Genomic DNA, 21,343 nt, shown 5'->3' with positions numbered 1-21,343 from the left:
AAGCGCGAGCGTCGGAATAGGGCGTATTCTGCTTGAACGTCGGCAACTGTTCTGCAGCGTTTAGCCCTCCTGTAGCTACGAAGAGTGCGAGGGCGGCGAGGACTATTCGCATGGCGCGACGTTGGCCTTTTGGATGTTCCGGGCGATGCGTTCAACGGCGTAGCTGTGTAGAGCGTTGCGTATCGGCTCGGCTCACACGTTGGTGAGCGATGGCGGCTAACAGCGGGCAGGCTTGGGGGTGTGAGCGCAGTAGGCTCAGCTCCCAACAGGCTTTGTTGATGCTGACCCATAGCGCTCTTCCAGCTCGGCTCGGCCCGCATCTGTGATTTCGTACTCGGCGCTGTCTCGCTCTGGAACCGTCCGCCCAGTGGCTGCGACCAGACCCAGCACCTCCAAGCGCCGCATGTAGACGGAGACCTGATAGAATTGGGCTCCGGTCAGGGCGAGGGTCTGGAGCCGGTAGAGGCTGCCGGGAGCGAGCTTGTGCATCGTTCGCCAGTGTAGCGTCCGACAGAGGCCCCGCCAGGAGCCGTGACGCTCCCCCGCCCTGTGAGCAGATCGGGGCGGGGCCGAGCGAGGAGCAACGAGCCGATGCTCTGCTTCAGCAGGTCTTCAATCGATTTTCCGGCCCGCCATAATATGAATGACGCCTTTGTCTAGGCTGGTTCCCCCTTCAGCAAGATCTTTCCAGTCATCGATCTCCAAAGAAGTTTTGATGCCGTGAGCATTGAGGGCTTGCGTTAGCGCCTCAGCCGGAAGCTTCAATTTTTCAACTGATGAAGAATGAATTATTATAACTACATTTTTAGACGAAGTAGTGCCTACATATTTTCCATTTCCGGCCTTGTAGCGCATTGTATTGCCGCTAAAATCCTCCATCACCCACTGTCCGCCGATCAACGCGCCACCGATTGATAAGATAAGATCTTCCGTTTCAGGGTCACCGTAAGTGTAAGCAAGATCAAATCTTGTTCCAAGGTATGCCTGCGCCCAGGAAGCAATAGATGTTTTTTTCTATTGGTCGAGCGTTCTTGGCGCTTTGATACGGGCGATTTCCAAATTTAGCTCACCAACTCTTGCTTCCATCATTGCGGCTCGCTCTCGCGCTTCAGCAGCCTCCTTCTCAAGCTGGCCAGCGCGCTCGTTGGCACGGGCGGCTTCCTTGTTGGCTTCGCCGGCACGCTCATCAGCTTGAGAGGCTCCTTGCCGCGCTTGTTCCGCAGCGGCATTTGCGCCGGCTGTTTTGGCTTCGTTTGCGGCAATGCGCTCGTCGCTGTACCTTTCTTTGACTGAGCCCATCCAAACGACGCCCAAGGTGCCCAGCAGGACCGCCGCAGCGCCCACGCTGAGCACAACGTTGGCCAGATCGAAGAGGAAATTCGCGAGAGGAGAGGAGATGGTCGGCATGGACATCTTCAACCTCATCAGCATCTTCCTCGTGATGCTTCTGGGGCTTGGGACGATCGCAACGTCCGTCGCTGTAAGTGTGCGTTCTTGGCGGCGCTGGAGACAAAGTGAATTGGCTCAGCGCGGTCGCGATGGAGCCTACTAGGCTTCACATTCCAATAGAAAAATCCGATCATTGCATCATCCATCGGTAGCTTCGCATCTCCGAGGATGACCGGGCCGGGCCGCTGTCACAAGCGCCCGGTCCAGCTTTTATTAACCTCAGGTGCGTACCGCGGCCGGCATGTCAGCCGCCCCCGCCCCCGCCGACCTCCCGCCCGTCGTCGCCTCCTGGCGCGACCAGATCGAACGCCTGTCCGAGCACGCCTCGCCGTGCCGATACCTCGCGCCGGCGAAGTGGGGCGCGATCCGCAAGAACGCGCTGGCCTTCTGCGACCAGTTCGGCGCCGAGGCGCACCGGCTCGGCTGGACCGCACCGCAGCTGTTCGGGGTCCACCCGCAGCACGGCACGATCCGGGTCGACTACTGCGGCGCCCTGATGGTCGGCGCCAGCCCGGCCCTTGGCGTCGAGGCAAACCGCGTCCTGTTCGAGCGGACATCCGCCTATCGCAACGGGGCCGGCCAGGAATGGGGCATCCCGATCTGGGAGTTCGCCGCCAAGCGCTGACGATTTTTGGTGTGATCAGCGGGGATGACGGGCACAACTTCGAAGTTAGCCGTCGCAGGATGTTGCATCGGCCAACCCATTAACCCGTCGAGACTTTTCGCCAGGCATCGTGCGGGTGTGTCCACTTGCGCACCAAGCCGGCGATGCACTTCAAGATCCGTCCGACCGGCAACCACCTCTGGACCTGGGTGCTGCTCGACGCCACCGATATGACGGTCATCGAATCGGACCGGACCTTCCCATCCGAGACGCAGGCTTCGGCCGCCGCGCTGGCCTTCGCGAAGCTCGTCTCCCGGGCCGGCCGGTCGCTCACGGGTGGACCGGGAAGCGGCCTGATCTAGGCCTACGCCGGCGTCCTCCGTGACCGCGTGGCCGGCTTGCTGGCTTCAATTTCCGCGAGGTGGTCGCGCCCTTCCTGCGTGATGAACCACGCCGGGATCTTGCGCCCCGGCCCCAGCGCCGGCCGCGACACCACGAGCCCGAGCTTCTTCAGCGTCGGCATGGCGGACGGGTAGGCCTCGTGCCGCAGACCCCGGGGGTAGAGCAGGCAGGCGCGGAGGGCTTCGAGCTGACGGCCGCGGACCGGGGCCTTCGGTTCGGTGGGCATGACGCCGAGCTATTGAAGCATCCAGGGCGAGTCCAACAGGCCGAGCCGGATTGCCAGGGACAGCAGATCGCCCGACGTGAGCCACTCGCCCTCGTCCACCTGCCAGCGGTCGAAATCTGCGTTGGGCACGACGGTATGGCCCAGAGCACGCAGCGCCTCGACCACCTCACTCATTGGATCGAACTCGCCGAGCATCGCTACCTCGAAGCCGCGAGCACCATCCAGTCGCGAGCCTCCGCCAGCAGCTTCTCCTCAGCGGCCCCCGGGAAGTCTGCGATCACCTGGTCCACGATCTGCCAGGTGGTCTTTTCGCTCAGGCCGAGACCCTGCGCGAACTCATTCACCAAGCGCGTCAGGCGAGCGGCGATCATCTCGTGGTTCGGGTCGGGTTCGCTCATGCCTAGCGTGGCGGCCAGCACGTTCTGGATCTCGCGCAGGACCAGGTCGTAGGCGCGGGGATTGTCGGACGCTAAGCCCACGCTGACATACACCTCGATGACCCGAAGGGCCTCGTAGGGGCCCATGAGCGGGGTGGGTTCGTCGGCCATCGCCTCACCCCTTCACCGGATGTGCCAGCAGGATTGCGGTCCGGACCATGTTGCGCCGGTAGGCGTCCCGGTCGGTGAGGAGCGCGTCCTGGGAGGCTTTGTGCGCGGCGATCGCCGCGACCAGGTCGAGGGTCCAACCCTTCGCCAGCGGATAGGCCTCGGTCGCGAGATTGGCCAGCACCGCATCCACGGCCGCGGTGATCTCGCCGTCGGAGATGTCGGCGGTCCGGCGCAGATCGGAGACGGTCGGGTCGGTGGCCATCACGTACCGTCGATCGACACCTGAGACCGTCAAACTCCTGCTTGCCGCCGAAGGGGTTTTCGGAAGCCGAAAGTCTGACGGCGCGTTGAACTAGCAGCACATCCGCCGGCCTGTCACGCCGGCATCCCGAGCAACCGGCTGGCGACCGGTGCCCACGCCGGAACGGCATAAGAACGCCGCGTGGGACTTCCGTGGGACTCTGTGTCCCGACGGCCGCAAAATCCGCGGCTATTCCGCATCTGTACCGACGCGGGCTTGCCGCGTCGGGCGGAAAAAAGCTAAGGATCCCGAGCCCTATGGGGCAGTCGGGGTGTGGCGCAGTCTGGTAGCGCACCTGGTTTGGGACCAGGGGGTCGTAGGTTCGAATCCTATCGCCCCGACCATTCGTTCAGGAGCTTGTCGACCGCAGATGCCGAGCGCCCGCATCTTTCGTCCGTCCCGCGATGCCACGCAGTCAGGCCTCGCCCGGACCAAGCAATGGATCCTGGAATTCGATCAGACCAGCCCGCGGGAGATCGACCCGCTGATGGGATGGAACGGGTCGTCCGACATGATGCAGCAGGTGCGGCTCGAATTCGACACGGAGGCGGAGGCGGTGGCCTACGCGAAGCGCGAAGGCATCGCCTACCGGGTCGAGCAGCCGGCGAAGCCGGCCGCGCGCAAGGGCCTCTCGTATTCGGACAACTTCAAGTTCAACCGCACCGCGCCCTGGACCCACTGATCCGTCAGGTCTTCCGGCGGGCCGCCCAGGCCGCGTAGGGCGCCTCGCCTTCAGGTCGGATATGACTCAGCCGCATCGGCTGCGCGTCGAGGGGCAGGCAGAGCTCGGCATAGATCCCCGCGCTGCCGGCGCCGTGCCGCTCGGCCTCCTCCGCCGAGAAGGCGAAGTAGCCCTGCTTGAAGCCGGCGAGGCGCATCGCGGCGTGGCACATGGGACAGGGGCGTCCGCTCGCGTACATCACGCAATCGGACAGGTCCCGACGGCCGAGGAGGCGGCTCGCCTCGCGCAACGCCACCATCTCGGCATGGGCGCTCGGATCGTTCGTGGCGTGCACCGTGTTCGCCGCACGGACGAGGACGGCGCCGTCGCGCACGATCACCGCGCCGTAGGGTGCTCCCCCGGACGCGACATTCGCCTCGGCGAGGGCCACGGCCTCCCGGATGTAAGCCTCATGCGGTGTCATGGATACGATCCTCTCGCGCCCGCGCTGCGGAGCCGGGGAACATCGGACGTTCAGAAGGCGTAGCGCACCGTGCAGTAGGGCATGGCTTCGGCGAGCAGGGCCTTGAACCGGGCGAGCCATCGGCCCTTCCAGCCGGCCCGGTAGCGCAGGTTGGCGCCGCCGCCTTCCGAGATCTTCGCCTCCTGGATGTCCGGCCGCCAGAGGAGATCCTCGGCCCGGGGATGCCAGCCGAGGTTCACGGCATGCAGATCCGCATTGTGGGTCAGCATGATGATCTCGCACTTGAGCTGCGCCTTGGCGGCGTCCGAGAGGGTGCCGTCGATCTCGGCGAAGAGGGCGCGCCAGTCCGCCTCCCAGCCCTCGTACAGGATCACCGGCGAGAAATTGGCGTGGACCTCGTAGCCGGCGGCGACGAAGTCGTCGATGGCGGCGATCCGGTCCGGGATCGGAGCGGTGCGCACATCGACGATCTTGGCGACCCGCGCGGGCATCAAGGAGAACCGGATCCGGGTCTTGCCCTGCGGGTCGTAGGCGAGGAGATCGCGGTTCACCGCCTTGGTGGCGAACGACGCCTTCGCGTTCGGCAGGGACCGGAACAGCGCGACCAGGGTCTGCACACCGCTGCTCACGGCCGCGTCCACCGACAGGTCGCCGTTCTCGCCGATGTCGTAGATCCAGCAGGCCGGGTCGATCGCGTCGGGCTCCGGGAGGCGGCCCTGCCGCCCGGCATGCCGGCTGATGGCCGCGCAGGCCTGCTCGACGTTCACGAACAGCGAGATCGGGTTGGCGAAACCCTTGCGGCGCGGCACGTAGCAATAGGCGCAGGCCATGGCGCAGCCGTTGGAGGTCGAGGGGGCGATGAAATGGGCGCTGCGCCCGTTCGGGCGCATCGTCAGGCTCTTCTTGACCCCGAGGACCAGGGTCGAGCGCTTGATCCGGACCCAATCCTCCACGGATCCCGCGTTCCCGTGCAGGTCCGGAATGTTCCAGTGCGACGGCACGCCGATGCGGGCGGCCTCTGGGAAGCGCCCCAGGATCTCCCGGCCGAGGGCGAAGTCGCCGACCGTCGGCTCGTGATAGATCGTCCGGATGTCGAGGAGATCGCGGGTCAGGGCCATGGCGGTTCCAGCGGCCGGCGGCGGCCCCGGGACGAATATGGTATTCGGGCTCGGCTTCGGAACGGCTTGCGACCCCGCGTCCCGCCGAGGAAATCGGGGCCTGCGCGACCGGATCGGCGCCGCGCTTGGAGCGGCGGCCCACCGCGACGCGGTCGGGCGCGGCGCGGGCCCGCGGGCCGCGCTTCGGGGCGGCACGGCCGTGCCGCGACCCCGCGCCCGGCGACGGTTCGACCGGGCGCGCCGCGGGTGCGCGGCCGCCCGCTCCAGACCGCTCGAGGCGGTCGCGGCCAACGCGGCGCGCCCGGTCCGGAATGTGTCACCATAAAGCCCCAACACCGGACATTCCTTCGTCATCGACCAGCAGACGCGAGCCAAGGCGGACGATTTGCGGTAAGCGTGACGGTGGGGTGGGCTTGATCGGATCCCAACGGAGCGGCTTACCTTGGCCGTTTTCGTCGCAGACATCCGGATCGGAAGAGGCCGCTAGGGTTTGTTCATCGTGACACGACGTCCGCCAGCGAGTCGCCCAACGCTCCGAGTGGTCGGGACGGTGGCATCGGGACTCGCGATCTTGGCAGCGGCACCCGCCACCGCCGAGACGTTGGAAAGCGCCCTCGCGAAGGCCTATCAGGGCAATCCGACCCTCAACGCCAGCCGTGCCGGCGTGCGCGCGACCGACGAGAACGTCGCGATCGCGCAATCGGGCTACAGGCCGAACGTCAATCTCACCGCCGCGCTCGGCGTCCAGTATCTCGAGACCAGCGGCAGCAACACCGTCTCCACCGGCAGCTCCGCGGCCACCGGCGCGGCGACCTCGACGGCCGCGACGGCCCTGGCGAGCACCGCCAATACGGGCAGCGCGCTCGGGACCTCGACCGGGACTTCGGCCGGCCTCGGGACCACCACGGGGGTCGGCGTCGGCAGCAACGGCAGCCTGGGCACCATTGGCACGTCGACGGGGAGCGCCGGTTCCGGCGCGGGCGGGTCTATCGGCTCGGGGGCCACGAACGCGGCGACCGCGCAGACGATCACGTCGAGACGCACGGTGGCGTCGACCTACCTTCCGGGCAGCGCCGGCCTGAGCGTCTCGCAGACGATCTTCAACGGCTTCCAGACGGACAACCTGACCCGGCGCGCCGAGTCGATCGTCTACAGTCAACGGGAGACGATGCGCTACACGGAGCTGACGGTCCTCTACAACGCCGTTCAGGCCTACATGAACGTGCTCAGCAACACGGCCACGCTGGAGCTGAACCGCAACAACGTCGAGGTCCTTGAGGAGCAGCTCCGCCAGACCCGCGATCGCTTCAACGTCGGTGAGGTGACGCGGACGGACGTCGCGCAGGCGGAGGCCCGTCTCGCTGGGGCGCGTTCGCAGGTCAGCGCGGCCGAATCGGCCCTGCGCACGAGCATCGGCATCTACCGGCAGAACATCGGCGTCGAACCGCGCCAGCTCGCGCCCGGCCGGCCCCTGGACCGCTTCGTTCCGGCGAGCCTGGACGCGGCCATCGCGGTCGGGCTGCGCGAGCATCCTCAGATCGTCTCGGCGCTCCACGCCGTGGACGCGGCCGAGGCGCAGGTGAAGGTGCTGGAAGGCGGCCTGGCGCCGAACCTGAGCGTGTCCGGCACCCTGACCCAGTATTACGATCAGAGCGGCCCGAACCAGAGCTTCTTCATCGGGTTCGTCGGCGGCCGCCTGAGCATCCCGATCTACGAGGGCGGCCAGACCTACGCGTCGATCCGGCAGGCCAAGGAGTCGGTCGGACAGACCCGGATCCAAGTCGATCAAGTGCGCGATCAGGTGCGGGCGCAGATCGTCGATTTCTGGGGCCGGCTGGAGGCCGCCAAGGCGCAGGTCATCGCGGCCCAGGCACAGGTCCAGGCGAACGAGGTGGCGCTGAACGGCGTGCGCGAGGAAGCCCGCGTCGGCCAGCGCACCACCCTGGACGTGCTCAACGCGCAGCAGGAGCTGCTCACCTCCCGCGTGAACCTGATCGTCGCGCAGCGCGACCGGGTGATCTACTCCTACGGCGTGGTCCAGGCGATCGGGCAGCTGACCGCGCGCTTCACGGCGCTGCCGGTGGAGTACTACAGCGCCAAGGTCCACTACGATCAGGTCAAGGACCTGTGGTACGGCCTGCGCACGCCGGACGGGCGCTGAGGCCATTTCCACGGGGAGTGTGGTGTGGACGCGCTTGCCGCAGCGAAACGGCATGGAATACTGGTTAAACACCGACCCGTTCGGGTCGCTTTCCAATCTCCCATGCCCGAGTGCGCCTGCCGATGAGTGCAGCAAGCCCCAAGATCCCGGACACGAAATTCCAGGACAAGGCTGCCGATAAGGCGCACGAGCCTTCGATGGAAGAGATCCTCGCGTCGATCCGGAAGATCATCGCCGACGATCAGGCCACCAAGCCGGCCGAGGCGGTCGCCCCCGAGCCCGAGGACGTGCTCGATCTCGCCGAGGTCGCCGAGCCGGTGGTGCGCCCGCGCGCCGCCGCGCCGGAGCCCGAGCTGCTCGATTTCGACGCGATCGATTTCGACGAACCGGCTCCGATGGCGCGGGAGCCGGAACCCGAGCCGCTCCCGGAGCCGCCGCCCCCGCCGAAGCCGTCGCAGCCGATGTTCCAGGCCGCGCGGGCCGAGCCGGAGCCCGAGGCCCTGGTGTCGCCGGCGACCGATGCCAGCGTCAGCGGCGCGTTCAATCTGCTGGCCCATACCGTGCTGACCCAGAACGCCCGGACCCTGGAGGATCTCGTCAAGGAGATGCTCCGGCCGATGCTGAAATCCTGGCTCGACGACAACCTGCCGACGGTGGTCGAGCGGCTGGTGCGCGCCGAGATCGAGCGGGTCTCGCGCGGCCGCTGAGCCGCGTCCCGGGAGCGGCGGCCCGGCGTGCGTCCCGTGCGTGTTGACGGGAGCGGCCCGACGGTCGAAAGCGGGTCCAACCCCCCGTTGGACAAGCGCCGGCCCGTATCCGCAATGATGGACAAGACCTTCGAGCCCGCCTCGGTCGAGGCGCGGATCTCCGCCGCCTGGGCGGAGGCGGACGCCTTCCGCGCCGGCCGGCCCGAGCGCGCCGGCGCATCCCCCTACTGCATCGTGATCCCGCCGCCGAACGTGACGGGCTCGCTGCACATGGGCCACGCCCTCAACAACACCATGCAGGACGTGCTCTGCCGCTTCGAGCGGATGCGCGGCCGGGACGTCCTCTGGCAGCCCGGGACCGACCACGCCGGCATCGCCACCCAGATGGTGGTCGAGCGCCGCATGGCGCAGGCCGGCGAGCCCGGACGCCGGGAGATCGGCCGCGCCGCCTTCGTCGAGAAGGTCTGGGCCTGGAAGGCGGAATCCGGCGGCGCGATCGTCAACCAGCTGAAGCGGCTCGGCGCCTCCTGCGACTGGTCGCGGGAGCGCTTCACCATGGACGAGGGCCTGAGCCGCGCCGTGCTCAAGACCTTCGTGGACCTGCACCGGCAGGGCCTGATCTACCGCGACAAGCGGCTTGTGAACTGGGACCCGAAGTTCCAGACGGCGATCTCGGACCTGGAGGTCCAGCAGATCGAGACGAAGGGCCACCTCTGGCACTTCGACTACCCGGTCGTGGACGAGGCCGGCAACGAGACCGGCGACATCATCACGGTGGCGACCACCCGGCCGGAGACGATGCTGGGCGATACCGGCGTCGCGGTCCATCCCGAGGACGCGCGCTACACGGCGCTGGTCGGCAAGCGCGTCCGACTGCCCCTGGTCGGCCGCCTGATCCCGATCGTGGCCGATGAGTATTCCGACCCCGAGAAGGGCACGGGCGCGGTCAAGATCACGCCGGCGCACGACTTCAACGACTTCGATGTCGGCCGGCGCCACGGGCTCGGCCTGATCAACGTCCTCGATCCCGAGGGACGGATGCTGCTCGACGGCAATGCGGCCTTCCTCGACGGGACATCGCCCGAGCCCGAGGCCCTGGCGCTCCACGGCCTCGACCGGGCGCAGGCGCGCAAGGAGGTGGTCGCCCTGATGGAGGCGCGCGAGCGGCTTCGCCTCATCGAGCCGAACACCCATGCGGTCCCGCACGGCGACCGCTCGGGCGTCGTCATCGAGCCGTACCTGACCGATCAGTGGTACGTGAACGTCAAGCCGCTCGCCGAGCGCGCCCTCCAGGCGGTGCGGGACGGGCAGACGAAGTTCGTCCCCGAGAACTACGAGAAGATCTTCTTCCAGTGGCTCACCAACATCGAGCCCTGGTGCATCTCGCGCCAGCTCTGGTGGGGCCACCAGATCCCGGTCTGGTACGATGCGGACGGCGGCGTCTTCGTCGCCGAGAGCGAAGCCGACGCGCTGGCGCAGGCCGCGGCCAAGCACGGCCGGCCGGTCGCGCTGACCCGCGACGCGGACGTCCTCGACACGTGGTTCTCCTCGGCCCTGTGGCCGTTCTCGACGCTCGGCTGGCCGGACGCGACCCCGGACCTCGCCCGCTACTACCCGACCAACACCCTGGTGACCGGCAAGGACATCCTGTTCTTCTGGGTCGCCCGGATGATGATGATGGGCCTGCACCTCACCGACCGCGCGCCCTTCGACACGGTCTACCTGCACACCCTGGTGCGGGACGCGTCCGGGGCGAAGATGTCGAAGTCGAAGGGCAACGTCGTCGATCCGCTGCAGCTGATCGAGAAGATGGGGGCGGATGCGCTGCGCTTCACCCTCTGTGCGCTCGCCGTCCAGGGCCGCGACATCAAGCTGTCGGAGGACCGGGTCCGGGACTACCGCAACTTCGCCACCAAGCTCTGGAACGCCGCGCGCTTCGCCGAGCTGAACGGCTGCCACCTCGACCCGGCCTTCGACCCGCGCGCCGCTACGGGCGCGATCAACCGCTGGGCGCTCACCGAGGCGGCCCGGGCGGTGGACGAGGTCACGGCGGCGCTGGAAGGCTACCGGTTCAACGATGCGGCCGGGGCCGCCTACCGCTTCGTGTGGAACATCTTCTGCGACTGGTACCTCGAACTCGCCAAGCCCGTACTGCAGGGCGAGGGCGTCGATCCCGCGATCAAGGCCGAGACGCAGGCCAGCGTGGCGTTCCTGATCGATCAGGTCGCCAAGCTGCTGCACCCGTTCATGCCCTTCCTCACGGAGGAGCTGTGGGCGATCAAGGGTGCGGCCCTTCCGGAGCGCGGCCTCCTGGCCCTGGCCGCCTGGCCGGATCTGGCCGGGCTCGCCGATGCGGGGGCCGAGGCCGAGGTCGGCTTCGTGGTCGATCTGGTCAGCCAGATCCGCTCGGCCCGGTCCGAGACGAGCGTGCCGGCCGCCGCGCAGATTCCCCTCGTGATGGTCGGTGCGGCCCCGGAGGTCCAGGCTCGGGTCGGGGCGTGGCGGGACACGCTGCTGCGCCTCGCCCGGCTGTCGGAGATCACCTTTGCGGAGACGCCGCCGAGGAACTCGGTCCAGCTGCTCGTGCGGGGCAGCGTCGCCGCGTTGCCGCTGGAGGGCATCGTCGATCTCGCCGCCGAGGTCGCGCGCCTGAAGAAGGAACAGGGCAAGGCCCAGGGCGAGATCGCGAAGATCGACGCCAAGCTCGGCAATGCGGACTTCGTCGCCCGCGCCCCCGAGGAGATCATCGAGGAGAACCGCGAGCGGCGGGAGAGCGAGGCGGCACGCCTCGCCAAGATCGAGGAGGCGCTGGCCCGGCTGAGCGGGGATTGAGCGCCTCGACGCGTCTCACGACCTCGCCCGGACGCGCCTCGCGCGGGGCGCAGGCTTCACCGGCGCGTACCCAGGGGGCCGGTGAAGGGATTGGGTGAACTCACGCTGCCGTACGAGCCGGGCCCAGCCGAACTCCCGAAGCCGTCGTAACCGGCGTCGCGGGGGTTCGTGGAATAGTCGGGCGGCACGTACATCCCGGCTTCGTTTCGGAAACCGCGCTTTAGAGGGTCGGGCTTCTGGATGGCGGACCTCTCGTCGAAGCGGCGCGCGTCGACGTCTTGGGCAGCGTGGGGCCTCGTCCTCAAGCCTTTCGATCTCGCGCGCTCGGATACGGCGGGCTTCGCGTCGATGTAGCTCCGATAATCCGAATCGAGTTCGGCCGCGATCGCCCCGACAGTCGATCCGAAAAGGACGATCGAAATATATAAAGTCTTCAAAGCGCGCCTCACACATCGGGCTTGGGCTTGTCCTGCAGGATCGCGCTTTACGGGTCCCTGCCGGACCATGCTGGAGCCTACCTGGTCTTTCCGAACCTGTGGGTGACGAGAGGCACCGGCCGTGAGCGGATCCGGAGCCGCGCGGCTGACCTCGGTTTTGACGGAACCCTGTCCGCACGCGCCGGCGCCGCCGCCACGCCGCCACCTGTCCAAACCGTAATGTGACCGCCACGACCGGGTCAGGGGCCCTCCGCTAGACCGATCGCATCGACCGCCGCGTGAGCCGGCGTCGTCCCGATCATCCCCGAAAGGTTGAGACTCCCCATGACCGAGACCCGTCCTTCCGGCCGCACCTCGCGCCGCGCCCTCGCCTCGGTGGCCGCCGCCGCTTTGATCGCCGGCGGCGCCCTCGGCAGCGGCTATCTGCCGTCCGCCACCCCGGCCTACGCCCAGGCCCTGCCCAAGTCGCCGATCGAGGCCCCCGAGCACCCGCCGGGCTCGTTCGCCGGCATCGTCAACAAGGTGAAGCCGGGCGTCGTCTCGGTGAAGGTCAAGCTCGACGACTCGGCGAGCGGTGACGACGAGGAGGGTCAGGGGCCCGGCCAGGGGCGCAACCTTGAGAACGTACCGCCCCAGCTGCGCGAGTTCTTCAAGCGCTTCGGCCAGAACGGCCCCGGCGGCATGCAGCCCCAGCACCAGGGCCCGCGCGGCGCGGTCGGCTCCGGCTTCATCATCTCGGCCGACGGCTACGTGGTGACCAACAACCACGTGGTCGACCACGCCAAGACCGTGCAGGTGACCCTCGACGACGGCCGGACGCTCGACGCCAAGGTCATCGGCAAGGATTCCAAGACCGACGTCGCGCTCCTGAAGATCAACGAGGGCTCGAGCTACCCCTACGTCCAGTTCGGCAAGAGCGCGCCGCAGGTCGGCGACTGGGTGGTGGCGATCGGCAATCCGTTCGGCCTCGGCGGCACCGTGACCGCCGGCATCGTCTCGGCCCGGGGCCGCGACATCGGCGCCGGCCCCTACGACGACTTCCTGCAGATCGACGCCCCGATCAACAAGGGCAATTCCGGCGGCCCGACCTTCAACGTCAACGGCGAGGTGGTCGGCATGAACACCGCCATCGCGTCCCCCTCGGGCGGCAGCGTCGGCCTCGCCTTCGCGATCCCCGCCGAGACCGTGCAGGCGGTGGTCGAGCAGCTCCGGACCGACGGCAAGGTCGCCCGCGGCTACCTGGGCGTGCAGATCCAGCCGGTGACGCAGGACATCGCCGAGGGTCTCGGCCTCGACAAGGCCAAGGGCGCGCTCGTCGACCATGCCGAGAACGGCACACCGGCCGCCAAGGCCGGCCTGAAGGCCGGCGACGTGATCGAGAAGGTCAACGGCGACACGGTGGACTCCGCCCGCGAGCTGTCGCGCAAGATCGCCGGCATGAAGCCCGGCGCCAAGGTCGAGCTGGGCTACCTGCGCGGCGGCAAGCCCGACACCGCCACGGTGACGCTCGGCACCATGCCCACCGACGGCACCAAGGTGGCGAGCCGCGGTGGCGACGACGAATCGGGCAACGGCCAGCCGCGGCTCGGCCTGCAGCTCGCGCCGGCAGGGGAAGTCGGCCTGTCCGACCAGGGCGTCGCGGTGGTGCAGGTCGATCCCGACGGCCCGGCGGCCGCCAAGGGCATCGAGACCGGCGACGTGATCCTCGACGTCGGCGGCCAGAGCGTGTCCCGCCCCTCGGACGTGGCCGCGCAGATCCGGGCGGCCGAGTCGAACGGGCGCAAGGCCGTGCTGATGCGGGTTAAGAGCAGCAAGGGCCAGACCCGGTTCGTGGCGGTCTCGCTCAACAAGGCCGGCTGAGGCCGGCGCCTCGCGGCGCGGGGTTCTTCTCCCCGCGTCGTCTCGTGTGACCACAGACGGGCGTCGGCCGAACAGGCCGGCGCCTTTTTCGTGGCTCGATCGTCTCCGTCGTGACGGAGCGGCGTGCGTCCGGACTGTTCAACCCGGCGCGGCTTCCCCGACCGCCGGAACCCCGAGGCCGGGCCCCAGCCGGACCCGGCACCGGCCGAGCGCCGCGAAGGCGGCGTTCGAGTCCTTGGCGAGGCGCATCAGGTCGCCCAGCCGGGCCCTGCCCCGGGCGAAGGCGAAGAACACCGCGGCGATGTCGGGCTCGCCGTCCGCCGTGAGGGCCTCCGCGGCGAAGGCCGGCAGCGCCTGGCCGGCGGGGTCGCAGATGACCCGCAGGGCCGCGAAGGGAAGTCCGTGCCGTCCCGCGAACGACGCGGCGACGTGCGATTCCATGTCGACCGCCGCCGCGCCGGTCGCGGCCCGCAGCTCCGTCTTGCCGTCGACGGCGAGCACCGCCGTGTCGACGCCCGCCAGATCCGCCGCGATCACGCGGGATCCCACACCCGCGAGCAGGTTGAGGAGCGCGGCCGAGAGATCGAGATCGGCCGCCCGCCGGCCCTCCTCCCCGACGACGCCGGTTCCGACCACCACGTCGCCGGGCCTGAGCGAGGGATCGAGCCCTCCGGCGATGCCGAAACTCATCACCGCCCGGCAGCCGGGCGGCACGCGCGCGTCGAGGAGCTGGCGGAGCCGGTGCGGGTTGCCGCCGGCACCCACGGCCTCGACCCCCTCCCCGGCGGCCATGCGGCGCTCGCGGGCGAGGCCGGTGACGGCGAGGACAGGGGCTGCGGGATCGATCATGGTCCGCTGGTGGACCAGTCCCGCAAGGTCCGCAAGCAGGCGCGAACGCCGCGGGGCAGCCGCGGGCTGATCCTGCGGGGGGCGAGGCTCGCCCGCTCCCGCGCGGTCGCTGTCTGAGGAGGCCACGTGTCGGATACCGGGGCTCGCGGGTCGGTCACCGGGACGGTCGAACGCGCTGCGATCCGGCGGAGCGGAACCGGCGCCTACGGCCGGCCCCGACGCTTCACATGCCGAACTGCACGCGCCTGCTGTTGGCACGCTTCAGGTTGCGGTAGCGCGCCATCGCCCAGAGCGGGAAGAACTTCGGGTAGCCATGATACCGCAGGTAGAACACCCGCGGGAAGCCCGTGGCGGTGTAGCGCTCTTCCTTCCAGAACCCGTCCGCGCCCTGCGTGCGGGTGAGAAAGTTGATGCCCCGGGTGACGGCCGGATCGTCGACCGCACCCGCGGCCATGAGCGCGAGGAGCGCCCAGGCGGTCTGCGAAGCGGTGGACGAGCCGGCCTCGAAGGCCGGGTCGATCTTGTACGAATTGGCATCCTCGCCCCAGCCGCCGTCCGGATTCTGGATCCGGATCAGCCACGACACCGCCCGCTGGATCCGCGGATCGGCCGGATCGACGCCGGCGGCGTTGAGGGCGCAGAGCACCGACCACGTCCCGTAGATGAAGTTCATGCCCCAGCGGCCGTACCAGGAGCCGTCCTCCTCCTGGTCGTTCAGGAGGTAGTTCACGCCGCGGTCCAGCGCCCGGGAGGTTTCGCGGGTCTCGCCGAGCTGGGCCAGCATGCCCACGACCCGGGCGGTCACGTCCGCGGTCGGCGGATCGAGCAGCGCGCCGTGATCCGAGAACGGGATGTGGTTGAGGTACATGTGGTTGTTGTCGGCGTCGAACGCCGCCCAGCCGCCATCCTCGGACTGCAGCCCCTCGACCCATTCGCGGGCGCGGGCGATGGCGGCCTTGTAGTCCGGCATGCCGGCGACCAGCCCGTGCTGGTGCATGGCCCTGTCCATGGCCATCACCACCACGGCGGTGTCGTCGAGATCGGGATAATGGGGGTTGGCGTACTGGAACGCCCAGCCGCCGGGGCGGACCTTCGGCTTGCGCGCCGCCCAGTCGCCGACGATGTCGAGCACCTGGCGGGGCTTCAGCCAGTCGAGCCCGGCCCGGGCCCGGGCCTCGGCCTCGGGACCGCCCGCCTCCAGGAGGGCGTGGCTCGCGAGGGCCGTGTCCCAGACCGGCGAGACGCAGGGCTGGACATAGGCCTCGTCGGCCTTCTCGACCACGAGCTTCTCGATGGCGTCGCAGGCGACGCGGACCTGGGGGTGATCGGGCCGGTAGCCCATCACCTCGTACATCAGCACCGAGTTGACCATGGCGGGGAAGATCGCCCCCAGCCCGTCCTCGCCGTTCAGCCGCTCGCTGACCCAGGCCCGCGCCTTCTCCATGGCGCGCTGCCGGCTCCGGCGCGGCATGCGATCCTCGACGAGCTGCAGGATCCGGTCGATGAAGCCGAAGATCGGGGTCCACGGCCACGTGGCGTGGGGGGAGCCCGGCCAGGAGCGCACGCTCTCGGGCGGCGTCACGAACAGCTCCTGCACGCTGATGCCCCGCGGGTTGCGGGCCCGGGGCTTGGTCGCCTGCAGCACGAACAGCGGTACCACGGTGGTGCGGGCCCAGTAGCTGATCTTGTCGAGGTGGAACGGGAACCACTTCGGCAGGAACATCACCTCGACGGGCATCACCGGCACCGCCCGCCACGGCACCTCGCCGTAGAGCGCCAGCATGAAGCGGGTGAACACGTTCGCGTTGGCGGCCCCGCCGCGCGACAGGATCGCCTCGCGGGCCCGGCGCATGTGCGGCGCCTCGATGTCGTCGCCGCTCATCTTGAGGGCGAAATACGCCTTGACCGTGCAGCTCATGTCGAACGGCCCCTCGTGGACGAGGGCCCAGCCGCCGTGGCGGCCCTGGGTCCGGCGCAGGTAATGGCCGATCTTGGCCTCGAGGCCGTCGGGCACCTGCGTGCCGCGGAAATGGTGGAACAGGATGTACTCGGAGGGGATCGTGGCATCCGCCTCGAGCTCGAAGCAGATATGCCCGTCCGCATGCGCCAGGGCGCCCAGCGCGCGCGTCGCCTGCGCAACGCCGCGCTCGACATCGTCGAGCGAGATCCCCTGCGTCTTCGAGCGCTGCAGCGCCTCGACTTTGCTTACGGCCTCTCTCATAATCCTCGCCTCGAACGTCCGCCGCGCGGCGGACGTCATGCCTCAAGCTGCGCCGCGCGTCCGGATCCCGGCGCGTGCGGCAGGTTCCGCGCGCAGGGCGCGCGCGGCAGTCTGGCCCGAGCGAATCGCTCCCTCGATCGTCGACGGCAGGCCGGTCGCAGTCCAATCGCCTGCCAGGACGAGATTATCGTAGGCGGTTTCGGCCCCCGGACGCCGCGCGGCTTCCGCCGGCGTCGCCGCGAAGGTCGCACGCTTCTCCTTTACGATCTGCCAGCTGGGCAGTTCCGGTGCAAGGTTGCACAACTCCGCAATCTCGGCCCAGATCTGCCGCGCGAGGTCGTCCCTGGATACGTCGAGCAGCCTGTCGGCGCCGCTGATCGTGACGGAATACCGGTCCGGATAGGCGAACAGCCACTCCGTCAGGCTGTTGACGACGCCGAGCACCAGCGGGCTGCCGGGCTTCGGCGCCAGGGCGAAATGCGCGTTCACGATGGAGCGGAATTCCATCGGCGCGAGGAGACCGGGCAACACCTCGCGGGCCACCCAGGGCGGCAGCGCCAGCACGACCCCGTCGTCCGGGCCGAGAACCTCGGCGCCGTCCGCGAAGTCGAGCTGCCCCACCCGGCCGTCCGCGAGACCGAGACCGCGCAGCCGGCGGCCGAAGCGGATCTCGCAGCCGCGGGCCGCGAGATGGCGCAGGGCCGGGTCGACGAAGGCATAGGACAGGCCTTCCACGGCCACCAGCGGCCGGCAGGCCCTGCCGCCCGCCCCCAGGGTCTCGCGCAGGATCCGGGCCGCCAGCCCGACATCGCTGTCCCGGGGCTCGGTGTTGAGCGCGGCCAGCAGCACCGGGTGCCAGAGCCGCCGGTAGAGGTCACCCTCGCAGGCCATATGGGCGCCGATGGTCCCGCCCGCGCCGTCGGCCTTGCCGGAGGCCGCGCGCAGGATCCCGAGCGGTGCGAGATAGTCGCGGGCCCGGGTCCCCGGGACACGGCGCGCCGGGCTCATCACCCACCACGGCAGCCGGCCGGTGTTGGGGCGCAGGCGCCAGCGTTCGCCGGTCTTCAGGTCGGCGAAGTCGAATTCCGCCGCGTCCGGGCCGGCGAGCGCGTCGGCGGGGGCGCCGATCGTCTTGAGGAAGCCGAGGGCGTCGGCGTTGCCGGAGAGCAGCAGGTGATTGCCGTTGTCGATGGTCAGGCCGAGGGCCGGATCAAAGTACGAGCGGCAGCGCCCGCCCGCCTGCTTGGCGGCCTCGTGAACCACTACCCGGGCGCCCGTCCCGACCAGCGCGACCGCGGCGGACAGGCCGGCCAGGCCGGCGCCGACGACGTGGACCGTTCCCATCAGAGCAGGCCGTGCCGGAGGACGACGCCGAGGAGCGCGAGCTTGCCGGGCTTGACCCGGGCCCGGGGCATCGCCCAGCCGCGGGCGATCACCGCCTTCAGGTAGAGGTGATAGGCCGCCGCCATCAGGCGGGCGGCCTTGGTCGCCCTGCGGGGGCTGCGCCGGATGATCTCCCAGGTGGCCTGGTAGTGCTCCTCCGCCTCGCGGGCGAGGGACATGCAGACCTCGCCGATGCGCGGATGGGCGATGGCCTCGGCCGGCGTCGGATCGGCGAGGCCGATCGCGCGAAGCTTCTCGCGGGGGAGGTAGAGGCGCCCGCGCTCGGCGTCCTCGTCGATGTCCCGGAGGATGTTGGTGAGCTGCAGCGCCCGTCCCTGATGCCAGGCCAGCCGGATCCCGTCCGCCTCGGGCATGCCGAAGATCCGCACCGACAGGCGGCCGACCGCGCTGGCGACGCGGTCGCAGTAGAGATCGAGGGTCTCGGCGTCGGGGGCGACGATATCGGCGACCGCATCCATGGCCATGCCGTCGATGACCGCCTGGAAGTCCTCGCGCTTCAGGCCGAAGCGGCGCACCGGCTCGACCAGGTCGCGCACCCGCGGCGCCGGCCGACCGGCATAGAGGCCGTCGATGTCGGCGCGCCAGCGGTCGAGCTCGACCTGCCGCACCGCCCTCGTCCCGCCGTCGTCGGCGACATCGTCCACGGCGCGGCAGAAGGCGTAGACCGCGTACATCGCCTCCCGCCGATCCTTCGGCAGCAGGCGCATCGCCGTGTAGAAGGAGGAGCCGGCCGCGGGCAGTGCCGGGGCGGCGCTCTCCCCGGCGGGGGCGGGTGTGGCGGTGGCGCTCACGGGCGGACTCCTTGAGCCGCGGCCCGGACGGTCCGCCCGCGAAAGGGCCGGCGCGCCAGGGTGGCGGCGACACCGCCCAAGGCCGTGAGGGCGAACGCGGCCTTGCCGTGATGGACCGTCTCCGAGAGCGGGTCGCGCTCGGTCAGGCCCTTGGCCAGCACCACCGCGAGGCGGTGGATCGCGGCGATCTCCAGGGACAGGCGCAGGTCGTCGATCAGGTCCGGCAGGACAGCCCCCGTGTCGAGGAGCGCGCGGCACTTCTCGGCGAGTTCGCGGATCACGGCCCTGAGCTGCGGCGGCGCCTGGGCGGCGCCCAGCATCGCCACGGTGGCGCCGTGGCGGTCCAGGACGTCCTGCGGGATGTAGACCCGGTCGAGCCCGGTGAAATCCTTCCCGCAATCCTGGAGGTGATTGATGATCTGAAGCGCCGCGCAGATGGCGTCGGAGGCGGCCCACACCCGGGCCGGATCCTCGCCGTGCACGTCGAGGACGAAGCGCCCGACCGGCATCGCCGAGTAGCGGCAATAGTGGATCAGCTCGTCCCAGTCGGCGTAGCGGTTCTTGCGCGCGTCCATCCGGAAGGCGTCGAGGAGTTCCAGCGCGTGGCGCGGCGGCAACCCGCGCGCCGCGAGTTCCCGCTTGAGCGGCTCGGCCTCGGGATCCGGGGTCCCGGCGCCGGTCAGCGAATCGGCGAGCCGGTCGAGAAGCTCGAGCTTGCGCCCGGGTGACAGCTCCGCGTGGTCGGCCACGTCGTCGCCGGCGCGGACGAAATCGTAGAACGCCAGGATCGCGCCGCGGTGGCGCGGATGGATCAGGTGCGAGGCGACCGGAAAGTTCTCGTCGCGGTGGCCCTTGCCGGAGCGCGCCGCGGTCGCGGTGTCGAGGGTGCTCATCGGAGATATCCCGCCTCGCGGAACCACGCGATCGCGTCGGACAGGCCCTCGCGGTAGGGCCGCGCGGTGTAGCCCAGTTCCAGGCGCGCCTTGCGGTCCGAGAAGAACATCCGGTAGCGGGACATGCGGATGCCGTCGATGGTCGCGAAGGGCTGCTTTCCGGTGACCCGGGCGGCGAGCTGCGCGAGGAACGCCACCGGGTAGACCGCCGCGCGCGGCAGGTTCACGGTCGGGGCCTTGCGGCCGACCAGGCCGGCGATGTCGGCGAGCATCTGCGACAGGAACACGTCCTCGCCGCCCAGGATGTAGCGCTCGCCGATCCGGCCCTTGCGGAGGGCGAGGAGATGGCCGTGGGCCACGTCGTCGACATGGGCGAGGTTGAGGCCGGTATCCACGAAGGCCGGCATCTTGCCGAGCGCGGCCTCCTGGATGATCCGCCCCGTGGGGGTCGGCTTGACGTCGCGGGGGCCGATCGGCGTCGACGGGTTGACGATCACCGCCGGCAGGCCGTCCCGGACGACCATCTCGTCGACCACGCGCTCGGCCACGACCTTGCTGCGCTTGTAGGCGCCGATGGCCGTCTCCGGGGTCAGCGGCATCGTCTCGTCGGAGGGCGTCACGCCGTCCGCCGGCGGTTTGATCGTCGCGACGCTCGACGTGTAGACCACCCGCTCCACCCCGGCCTCCAGGGCCGCGCGCATCATCAGGCGCGTGCCGTCGCGGTTGGTGCGGACGATCTCCTCCCTGTCCGGTGCCCAGAGCCGGTAGTCGGCGGCGGCGTGGATCAGGTAGCGCTGGCCGCGCATGGCGGAGGCGACGGCGGCCGGATCGCGCATGTCGCCCTCGGCGATCTCCACGTCGGTCCAGGTCAGATTCCGGCGCGAACTCGTGGCGCGCACGAGGATGCGCACCGGGAAGCCGGCCCGGCGGAACACGTCGACCAGGGCCGACCCGAGGAAGCCGCTCGCGCCGGTGATCAGCACGGGGCCGACCTCGGACGGGCCGGCGGATATGGCCTCTGCCATCAGCGATCTAAAGCGTTGCGGAATGCCGGCGCGGGCGGGGAACCCCGCCGCGCCGCGCTTGTGTCACCGAACCGGGCGAGCGGCAAGCGAGGCGCGGTGGGGGTCCCGCCCGCGTCCCTCGCCTGTCGAAGTCGGAGGTCAGGCCAGGCGCAGCCGCGAACGGCCTTCCTTGCGCTCCGGCAAGGTCGCCAGGGCGGTTTTGACGATGGTGTCGGCGTCGAGCCCGGCCTCGGCGTACATCTTCTCCGGGCTGTCGTGGTCCTGGTAGGCGTCCGGCAGCGTCAGCGTCCGAACCCGCACGCCCCCCGCGTCCAGCGCGCCCCGCTCCGACAGCAGGTGCAGCACCATCGCGCCGAACCCGCCCCGCGAG

22 protein-coding genes and 1 tRNA gene are annotated in these 21,343 nt (G+C 69.6%); 8 read left to right on the top strand and 15 right to left on the bottom strand.

All coding sequences use genetic code 11. The annotated features are described in order from the left end of the window. Nucleotides 1-612 precede the first annotated feature (612 nt). Together MKL01_RS30425 and MKL01_RS30420 are read right to left on the bottom strand one after the other, a co-directional pair. On the bottom strand, nt 613-882 hold the full coding sequence (locus MKL01_RS30425; protein WP_243908914.1) for a hypothetical protein: 270 nt from the start codon (nt 880-882) through the stop codon (nt 613-615). Nucleotides 883-1,014: 132 nt separating this feature from the next. Continuing rightward, nucleotides 1,015-1,425: a hypothetical protein gene (locus MKL01_RS30420; protein WP_243908913.1), complete on the bottom strand. Its 411-nt coding sequence runs from the start codon at nt 1,423-1,425 to the stop codon at nt 1,015-1,017. A 265-nt stretch (nt 1,426-1,690) separates the two neighbouring features. Here MKL01_RS30420 and MKL01_RS30415 point away from each other — a divergent pair, with 265 nt between their 5' ends. Both MKL01_RS30415 and MKL01_RS30410 read left to right on the top strand, forming a co-directional pair. Further along, a complete protein-coding gene (locus MKL01_RS30415) occupies nt 1,691-2,074 on the top strand; it encodes a hypothetical protein (protein ID WP_243908912.1) in 384 nt (127 codons plus the stop codon). Between the two features lie 143 nt (nt 2,075-2,217). Beyond that, nucleotides 2,218-2,415: a hypothetical protein gene (locus MKL01_RS30410; protein ID WP_243908971.1), complete on the top strand. Its 198-nt coding sequence runs from the start codon at nt 2,218-2,220 to the stop codon at nt 2,413-2,415. Between the two features lie 2 nt (nt 2,416-2,417). Here MKL01_RS30410 and MKL01_RS30405 read toward each other — a convergent pair whose 3' ends face one another. Genes MKL01_RS30405 through MKL01_RS30390 form a run of 4 tightly spaced genes read right to left on the bottom strand, consistent with a single transcriptional unit; the run spans nt 2,418 to nt 3,491 of the window. Further along, nucleotides 2,418-2,681 (bottom strand): hypothetical protein, encoded by a 264-nt coding sequence (locus tag MKL01_RS30405; protein WP_243908911.1) that lies wholly within the window; start codon nt 2,679-2,681, stop codon nt 2,418-2,420. 9 nt (nt 2,682-2,690) lie between these two features. Then, nucleotides 2,691-2,876, bottom strand: a complete 186-nt coding sequence (locus tag MKL01_RS30400; protein WP_243908910.1) for a hypothetical protein — start codon at nt 2,874-2,876, stop codon at nt 2,691-2,693. A gap of 2 nt (nt 2,877-2,878) precedes the next feature. Then, a complete protein-coding gene (locus MKL01_RS30395; RefSeq protein WP_243908909.1) occupies nt 2,879-3,229 on the bottom strand; it encodes a hypothetical protein in 351 nt (116 codons plus the stop codon). A gap of 4 nt (nt 3,230-3,233) precedes the next feature. Continuing rightward, complete coding sequence (locus MKL01_RS30390; RefSeq protein ID WP_243908908.1) at nt 3,234-3,491, bottom strand: hypothetical protein; 258 nt, start codon at nt 3,489-3,491, stop codon at nt 3,234-3,236. A 306-nt stretch (nt 3,492-3,797) separates the two neighbouring features. On the opposite strand from MKL01_RS30390, the gene MKL01_RS30385 reads away from it, so the two are divergent. Beyond that, nucleotides 3,798-3,874 (top strand) — tRNA-Pro (locus MKL01_RS30385). A 26-nt stretch (nt 3,875-3,900) separates the two neighbouring features. Then, on the top strand, nt 3,901-4,212 hold the full coding sequence (locus MKL01_RS30380; protein WP_243908907.1) for an ETC complex I subunit: 312 nt from the start codon (nt 3,901-3,903) through the stop codon (nt 4,210-4,212). A 4-nt stretch (nt 4,213-4,216) separates the two neighbouring features. On the opposite strand, the gene MKL01_RS30375 is transcribed toward MKL01_RS30380, so the two are convergent. Together MKL01_RS30375 and MKL01_RS30370 are read right to left on the bottom strand one after the other, a co-directional pair. Further along, the gene (locus MKL01_RS30375; RefSeq protein WP_243908906.1) at nt 4,217-4,675 is read right to left on the bottom strand and encodes a nucleoside deaminase; all 459 of its coding nucleotides are present in this window, start codon (nt 4,673-4,675) and stop codon (nt 4,217-4,219) included. Between the two features lie 50 nt (nt 4,676-4,725). Continuing rightward, nucleotides 4,726-5,793, bottom strand: coding sequence for a spore photoproduct lyase family protein (locus MKL01_RS30370; protein ID WP_243908905.1), 1,068 nt, complete (start codon nt 5,791-5,793; stop codon nt 4,726-4,728). Nucleotides 5,794-6,343: 550 nt separating this feature from the next. On the opposite strand from MKL01_RS30370, the gene MKL01_RS30365 reads away from it, so the two are divergent. From MKL01_RS30365 to MKL01_RS30350, 4 genes are all read left to right on the top strand, one after another. After that, nucleotides 6,344-7,954 carry a TolC family outer membrane protein gene (locus tag MKL01_RS30365; RefSeq protein WP_313901500.1) on the top strand — a complete coding sequence of 537 codons (1,611 nt, stop codon included), beginning with the start codon at nt 6,344-6,346 and terminating at the stop codon, nt 7,952-7,954. 197 nt (nt 7,955-8,151) lie between these two features. Continuing rightward, nucleotides 8,152-8,661 carry a PopZ family protein gene (locus MKL01_RS30360; RefSeq protein WP_243908903.1) on the top strand — a complete coding sequence of 170 codons (510 nt, stop codon included), beginning with the start codon at nt 8,152-8,154 and terminating at the stop codon, nt 8,659-8,661. Nucleotides 8,662-8,775: 114 nt separating this feature from the next. After that, nucleotides 8,776-11,493: a valine--tRNA ligase gene (locus MKL01_RS30355; RefSeq protein ID WP_243908902.1), complete on the top strand. Its 2,718-nt coding sequence runs from the start codon at nt 8,776-8,778 to the stop codon at nt 11,491-11,493. Between the two features lie 761 nt (nt 11,494-12,254). Then, entirely contained in the window at nt 12,255-13,790 is a 1,536-nt protein-coding gene (locus MKL01_RS30350) for a Do family serine endopeptidase (RefSeq protein ID WP_243908901.1), read from the top strand. 138 nt (nt 13,791-13,928) lie between these two features. Here MKL01_RS30350 and MKL01_RS30345 read toward each other — a convergent pair whose 3' ends face one another. The 7 genes from MKL01_RS30345 to MKL01_RS30315 form a co-directional block, all read right to left on the bottom strand. Continuing rightward, nucleotides 13,929-14,639, bottom strand: a complete 711-nt coding sequence (locus tag MKL01_RS30345; protein WP_243908900.1) for a phosphorylase — start codon at nt 14,637-14,639, stop codon at nt 13,929-13,931. Nucleotides 14,640-14,862: 223 nt separating this feature from the next. After that, nucleotides 14,863-16,860, bottom strand: a complete 1,998-nt coding sequence (gene shc, locus MKL01_RS30340; protein WP_243908899.1) for a squalene--hopene cyclase — start codon at nt 16,858-16,860, stop codon at nt 14,863-14,865. A 42-nt stretch (nt 16,861-16,902) separates the two neighbouring features. Further along, nucleotides 16,903-18,204, bottom strand: a complete 1,302-nt coding sequence (gene hpnE / locus MKL01_RS30335) for a hydroxysqualene dehydroxylase HpnE (RefSeq protein ID WP_243908898.1) — start codon at nt 18,202-18,204, stop codon at nt 16,903-16,905. After that, nucleotides 18,204-19,055, bottom strand: coding sequence for a presqualene diphosphate synthase HpnD (hpnD, locus tag MKL01_RS30330; protein ID WP_243908897.1), 852 nt, complete (start codon nt 19,053-19,055; stop codon nt 18,204-18,206). Before hpnD ends, hpnE begins: the two co-directional genes overlap by 1 nt. Next, nucleotides 19,052-19,948 carry a squalene synthase HpnC gene (gene hpnC, locus MKL01_RS30325; RefSeq protein ID WP_243908896.1) on the bottom strand — a complete coding sequence of 299 codons (897 nt, stop codon included), beginning with the start codon at nt 19,946-19,948 and terminating at the stop codon, nt 19,052-19,054. Before hpnC ends, hpnD begins: the two co-directional genes overlap by 4 nt. Beyond that, nucleotides 19,945-20,973 (bottom strand): hopanoid-associated sugar epimerase, encoded by a 1,029-nt coding sequence (gene hpnA / locus MKL01_RS30320; RefSeq protein WP_243908895.1) that lies wholly within the window; start codon nt 20,971-20,973, stop codon nt 19,945-19,947. Before hpnA ends, hpnC begins: the two co-directional genes overlap by 4 nt. 138 nt (nt 20,974-21,111) lie before the next feature. After that, nucleotides 21,112-21,343: transketolase C-terminal domain-containing protein (locus tag MKL01_RS30315; protein WP_279604987.1), on the bottom strand; the 232-nt coding region annotated here is incomplete at its 5' end.

Origin of the sequence: Methylobacterium sp. J-070 (assembly GCF_022829385.1) — a bacterium.
GTDB lineage: Bacteria > Pseudomonadota > Alphaproteobacteria > Rhizobiales > Beijerinckiaceae > Methylobacterium.
The sequence above is the reverse complement of the archived record's forward strand: the minus strand, read 5'-3'. Positions and strand labels throughout refer to the sequence as shown.

Bases quoted from the DNA above. Each gene is read 5' to 3' on its own strand.
- MKL01_RS30420 (WP_243908913.1), bottom strand. From the start codon at position 1,425: ATGAGGTTGAAGATGTCCATGCCGACCATCTCCTCTCCTCTCGCGAAT.
- MKL01_RS30415 (WP_243908912.1), top strand. From the start codon at position 1,691: ATGTCAGCCGCCCCCGCCCCCGCCGACCTCCCGCCCGTCGTCGCCTCC.
- MKL01_RS30410 (WP_243908971.1), top strand. From the start codon at position 2,218: ATGCACTTCAAGATCCGTCCGACCGGCAACCACCTCTGGACCTGGGTG.
- MKL01_RS30405 (WP_243908911.1), bottom strand. From the start codon at position 2,681: ATGCCCACCGAACCGAAGGCCCCGGTCCGCGGCCGTCAGCTCGAAGCC.
- MKL01_RS30400 (WP_243908910.1), bottom strand. From the start codon at position 2,876: ATGCTCGGCGAGTTCGATCCAATGAGTGAGGTGGTCGAGGCGCTGCGT.
- MKL01_RS30395 (WP_243908909.1), bottom strand. From the start codon at position 3,229: ATGGCCGACGAACCCACCCCGCTCATGGGCCCCTACGAGGCCCTTCGG.
- MKL01_RS30390 (WP_243908908.1), bottom strand. From the start codon at position 3,491: ATGGCCACCGACCCGACCGTCTCCGATCTGCGCCGGACCGCCGACATC.
- MKL01_RS30380 (WP_243908907.1), top strand. From the start codon at position 3,901: ATGCCGAGCGCCCGCATCTTTCGTCCGTCCCGCGATGCCACGCAGTCA.
- MKL01_RS30375 (WP_243908906.1), bottom strand. From the start codon at position 4,675: ATGACACCGCATGAGGCTTACATCCGGGAGGCCGTGGCCCTCGCCGAG.
- MKL01_RS30370 (WP_243908905.1), bottom strand. From the start codon at position 5,793: ATGGCCCTGACCCGCGATCTCCTCGACATCCGGACGATCTATCACGAG.
- MKL01_RS30360 (WP_243908903.1), top strand. From the start codon at position 8,152: ATGGAAGAGATCCTCGCGTCGATCCGGAAGATCATCGCCGACGATCAG.
- MKL01_RS30355 (WP_243908902.1), top strand. From the start codon at position 8,776: ATGATGGACAAGACCTTCGAGCCCGCCTCGGTCGAGGCGCGGATCTCC.
- MKL01_RS30350 (WP_243908901.1), top strand. From the start codon at position 12,255: ATGACCGAGACCCGTCCTTCCGGCCGCACCTCGCGCCGCGCCCTCGCC.
- MKL01_RS30345 (WP_243908900.1), bottom strand. From the start codon at position 14,639: ATGATCGATCCCGCAGCCCCTGTCCTCGCCGTCACCGGCCTCGCCCGC.
- shc (WP_243908899.1), bottom strand. From the start codon at position 16,860: ATGAGAGAGGCCGTAAGCAAAGTCGAGGCGCTGCAGCGCTCGAAGACG.
- hpnE (WP_243908898.1), bottom strand. From the start codon at position 18,204: ATGGGAACGGTCCACGTCGTCGGCGCCGGCCTGGCCGGCCTGTCCGCC.
- hpnC (WP_243908896.1), bottom strand. From the start codon at position 19,948: ATGAGCACCCTCGACACCGCGACCGCGGCGCGCTCCGGCAAGGGCCAC.
- hpnA (WP_243908895.1), bottom strand. From the start codon at position 20,973: ATGGCAGAGGCCATATCCGCCGGCCCGTCCGAGGTCGGCCCCGTGCTG.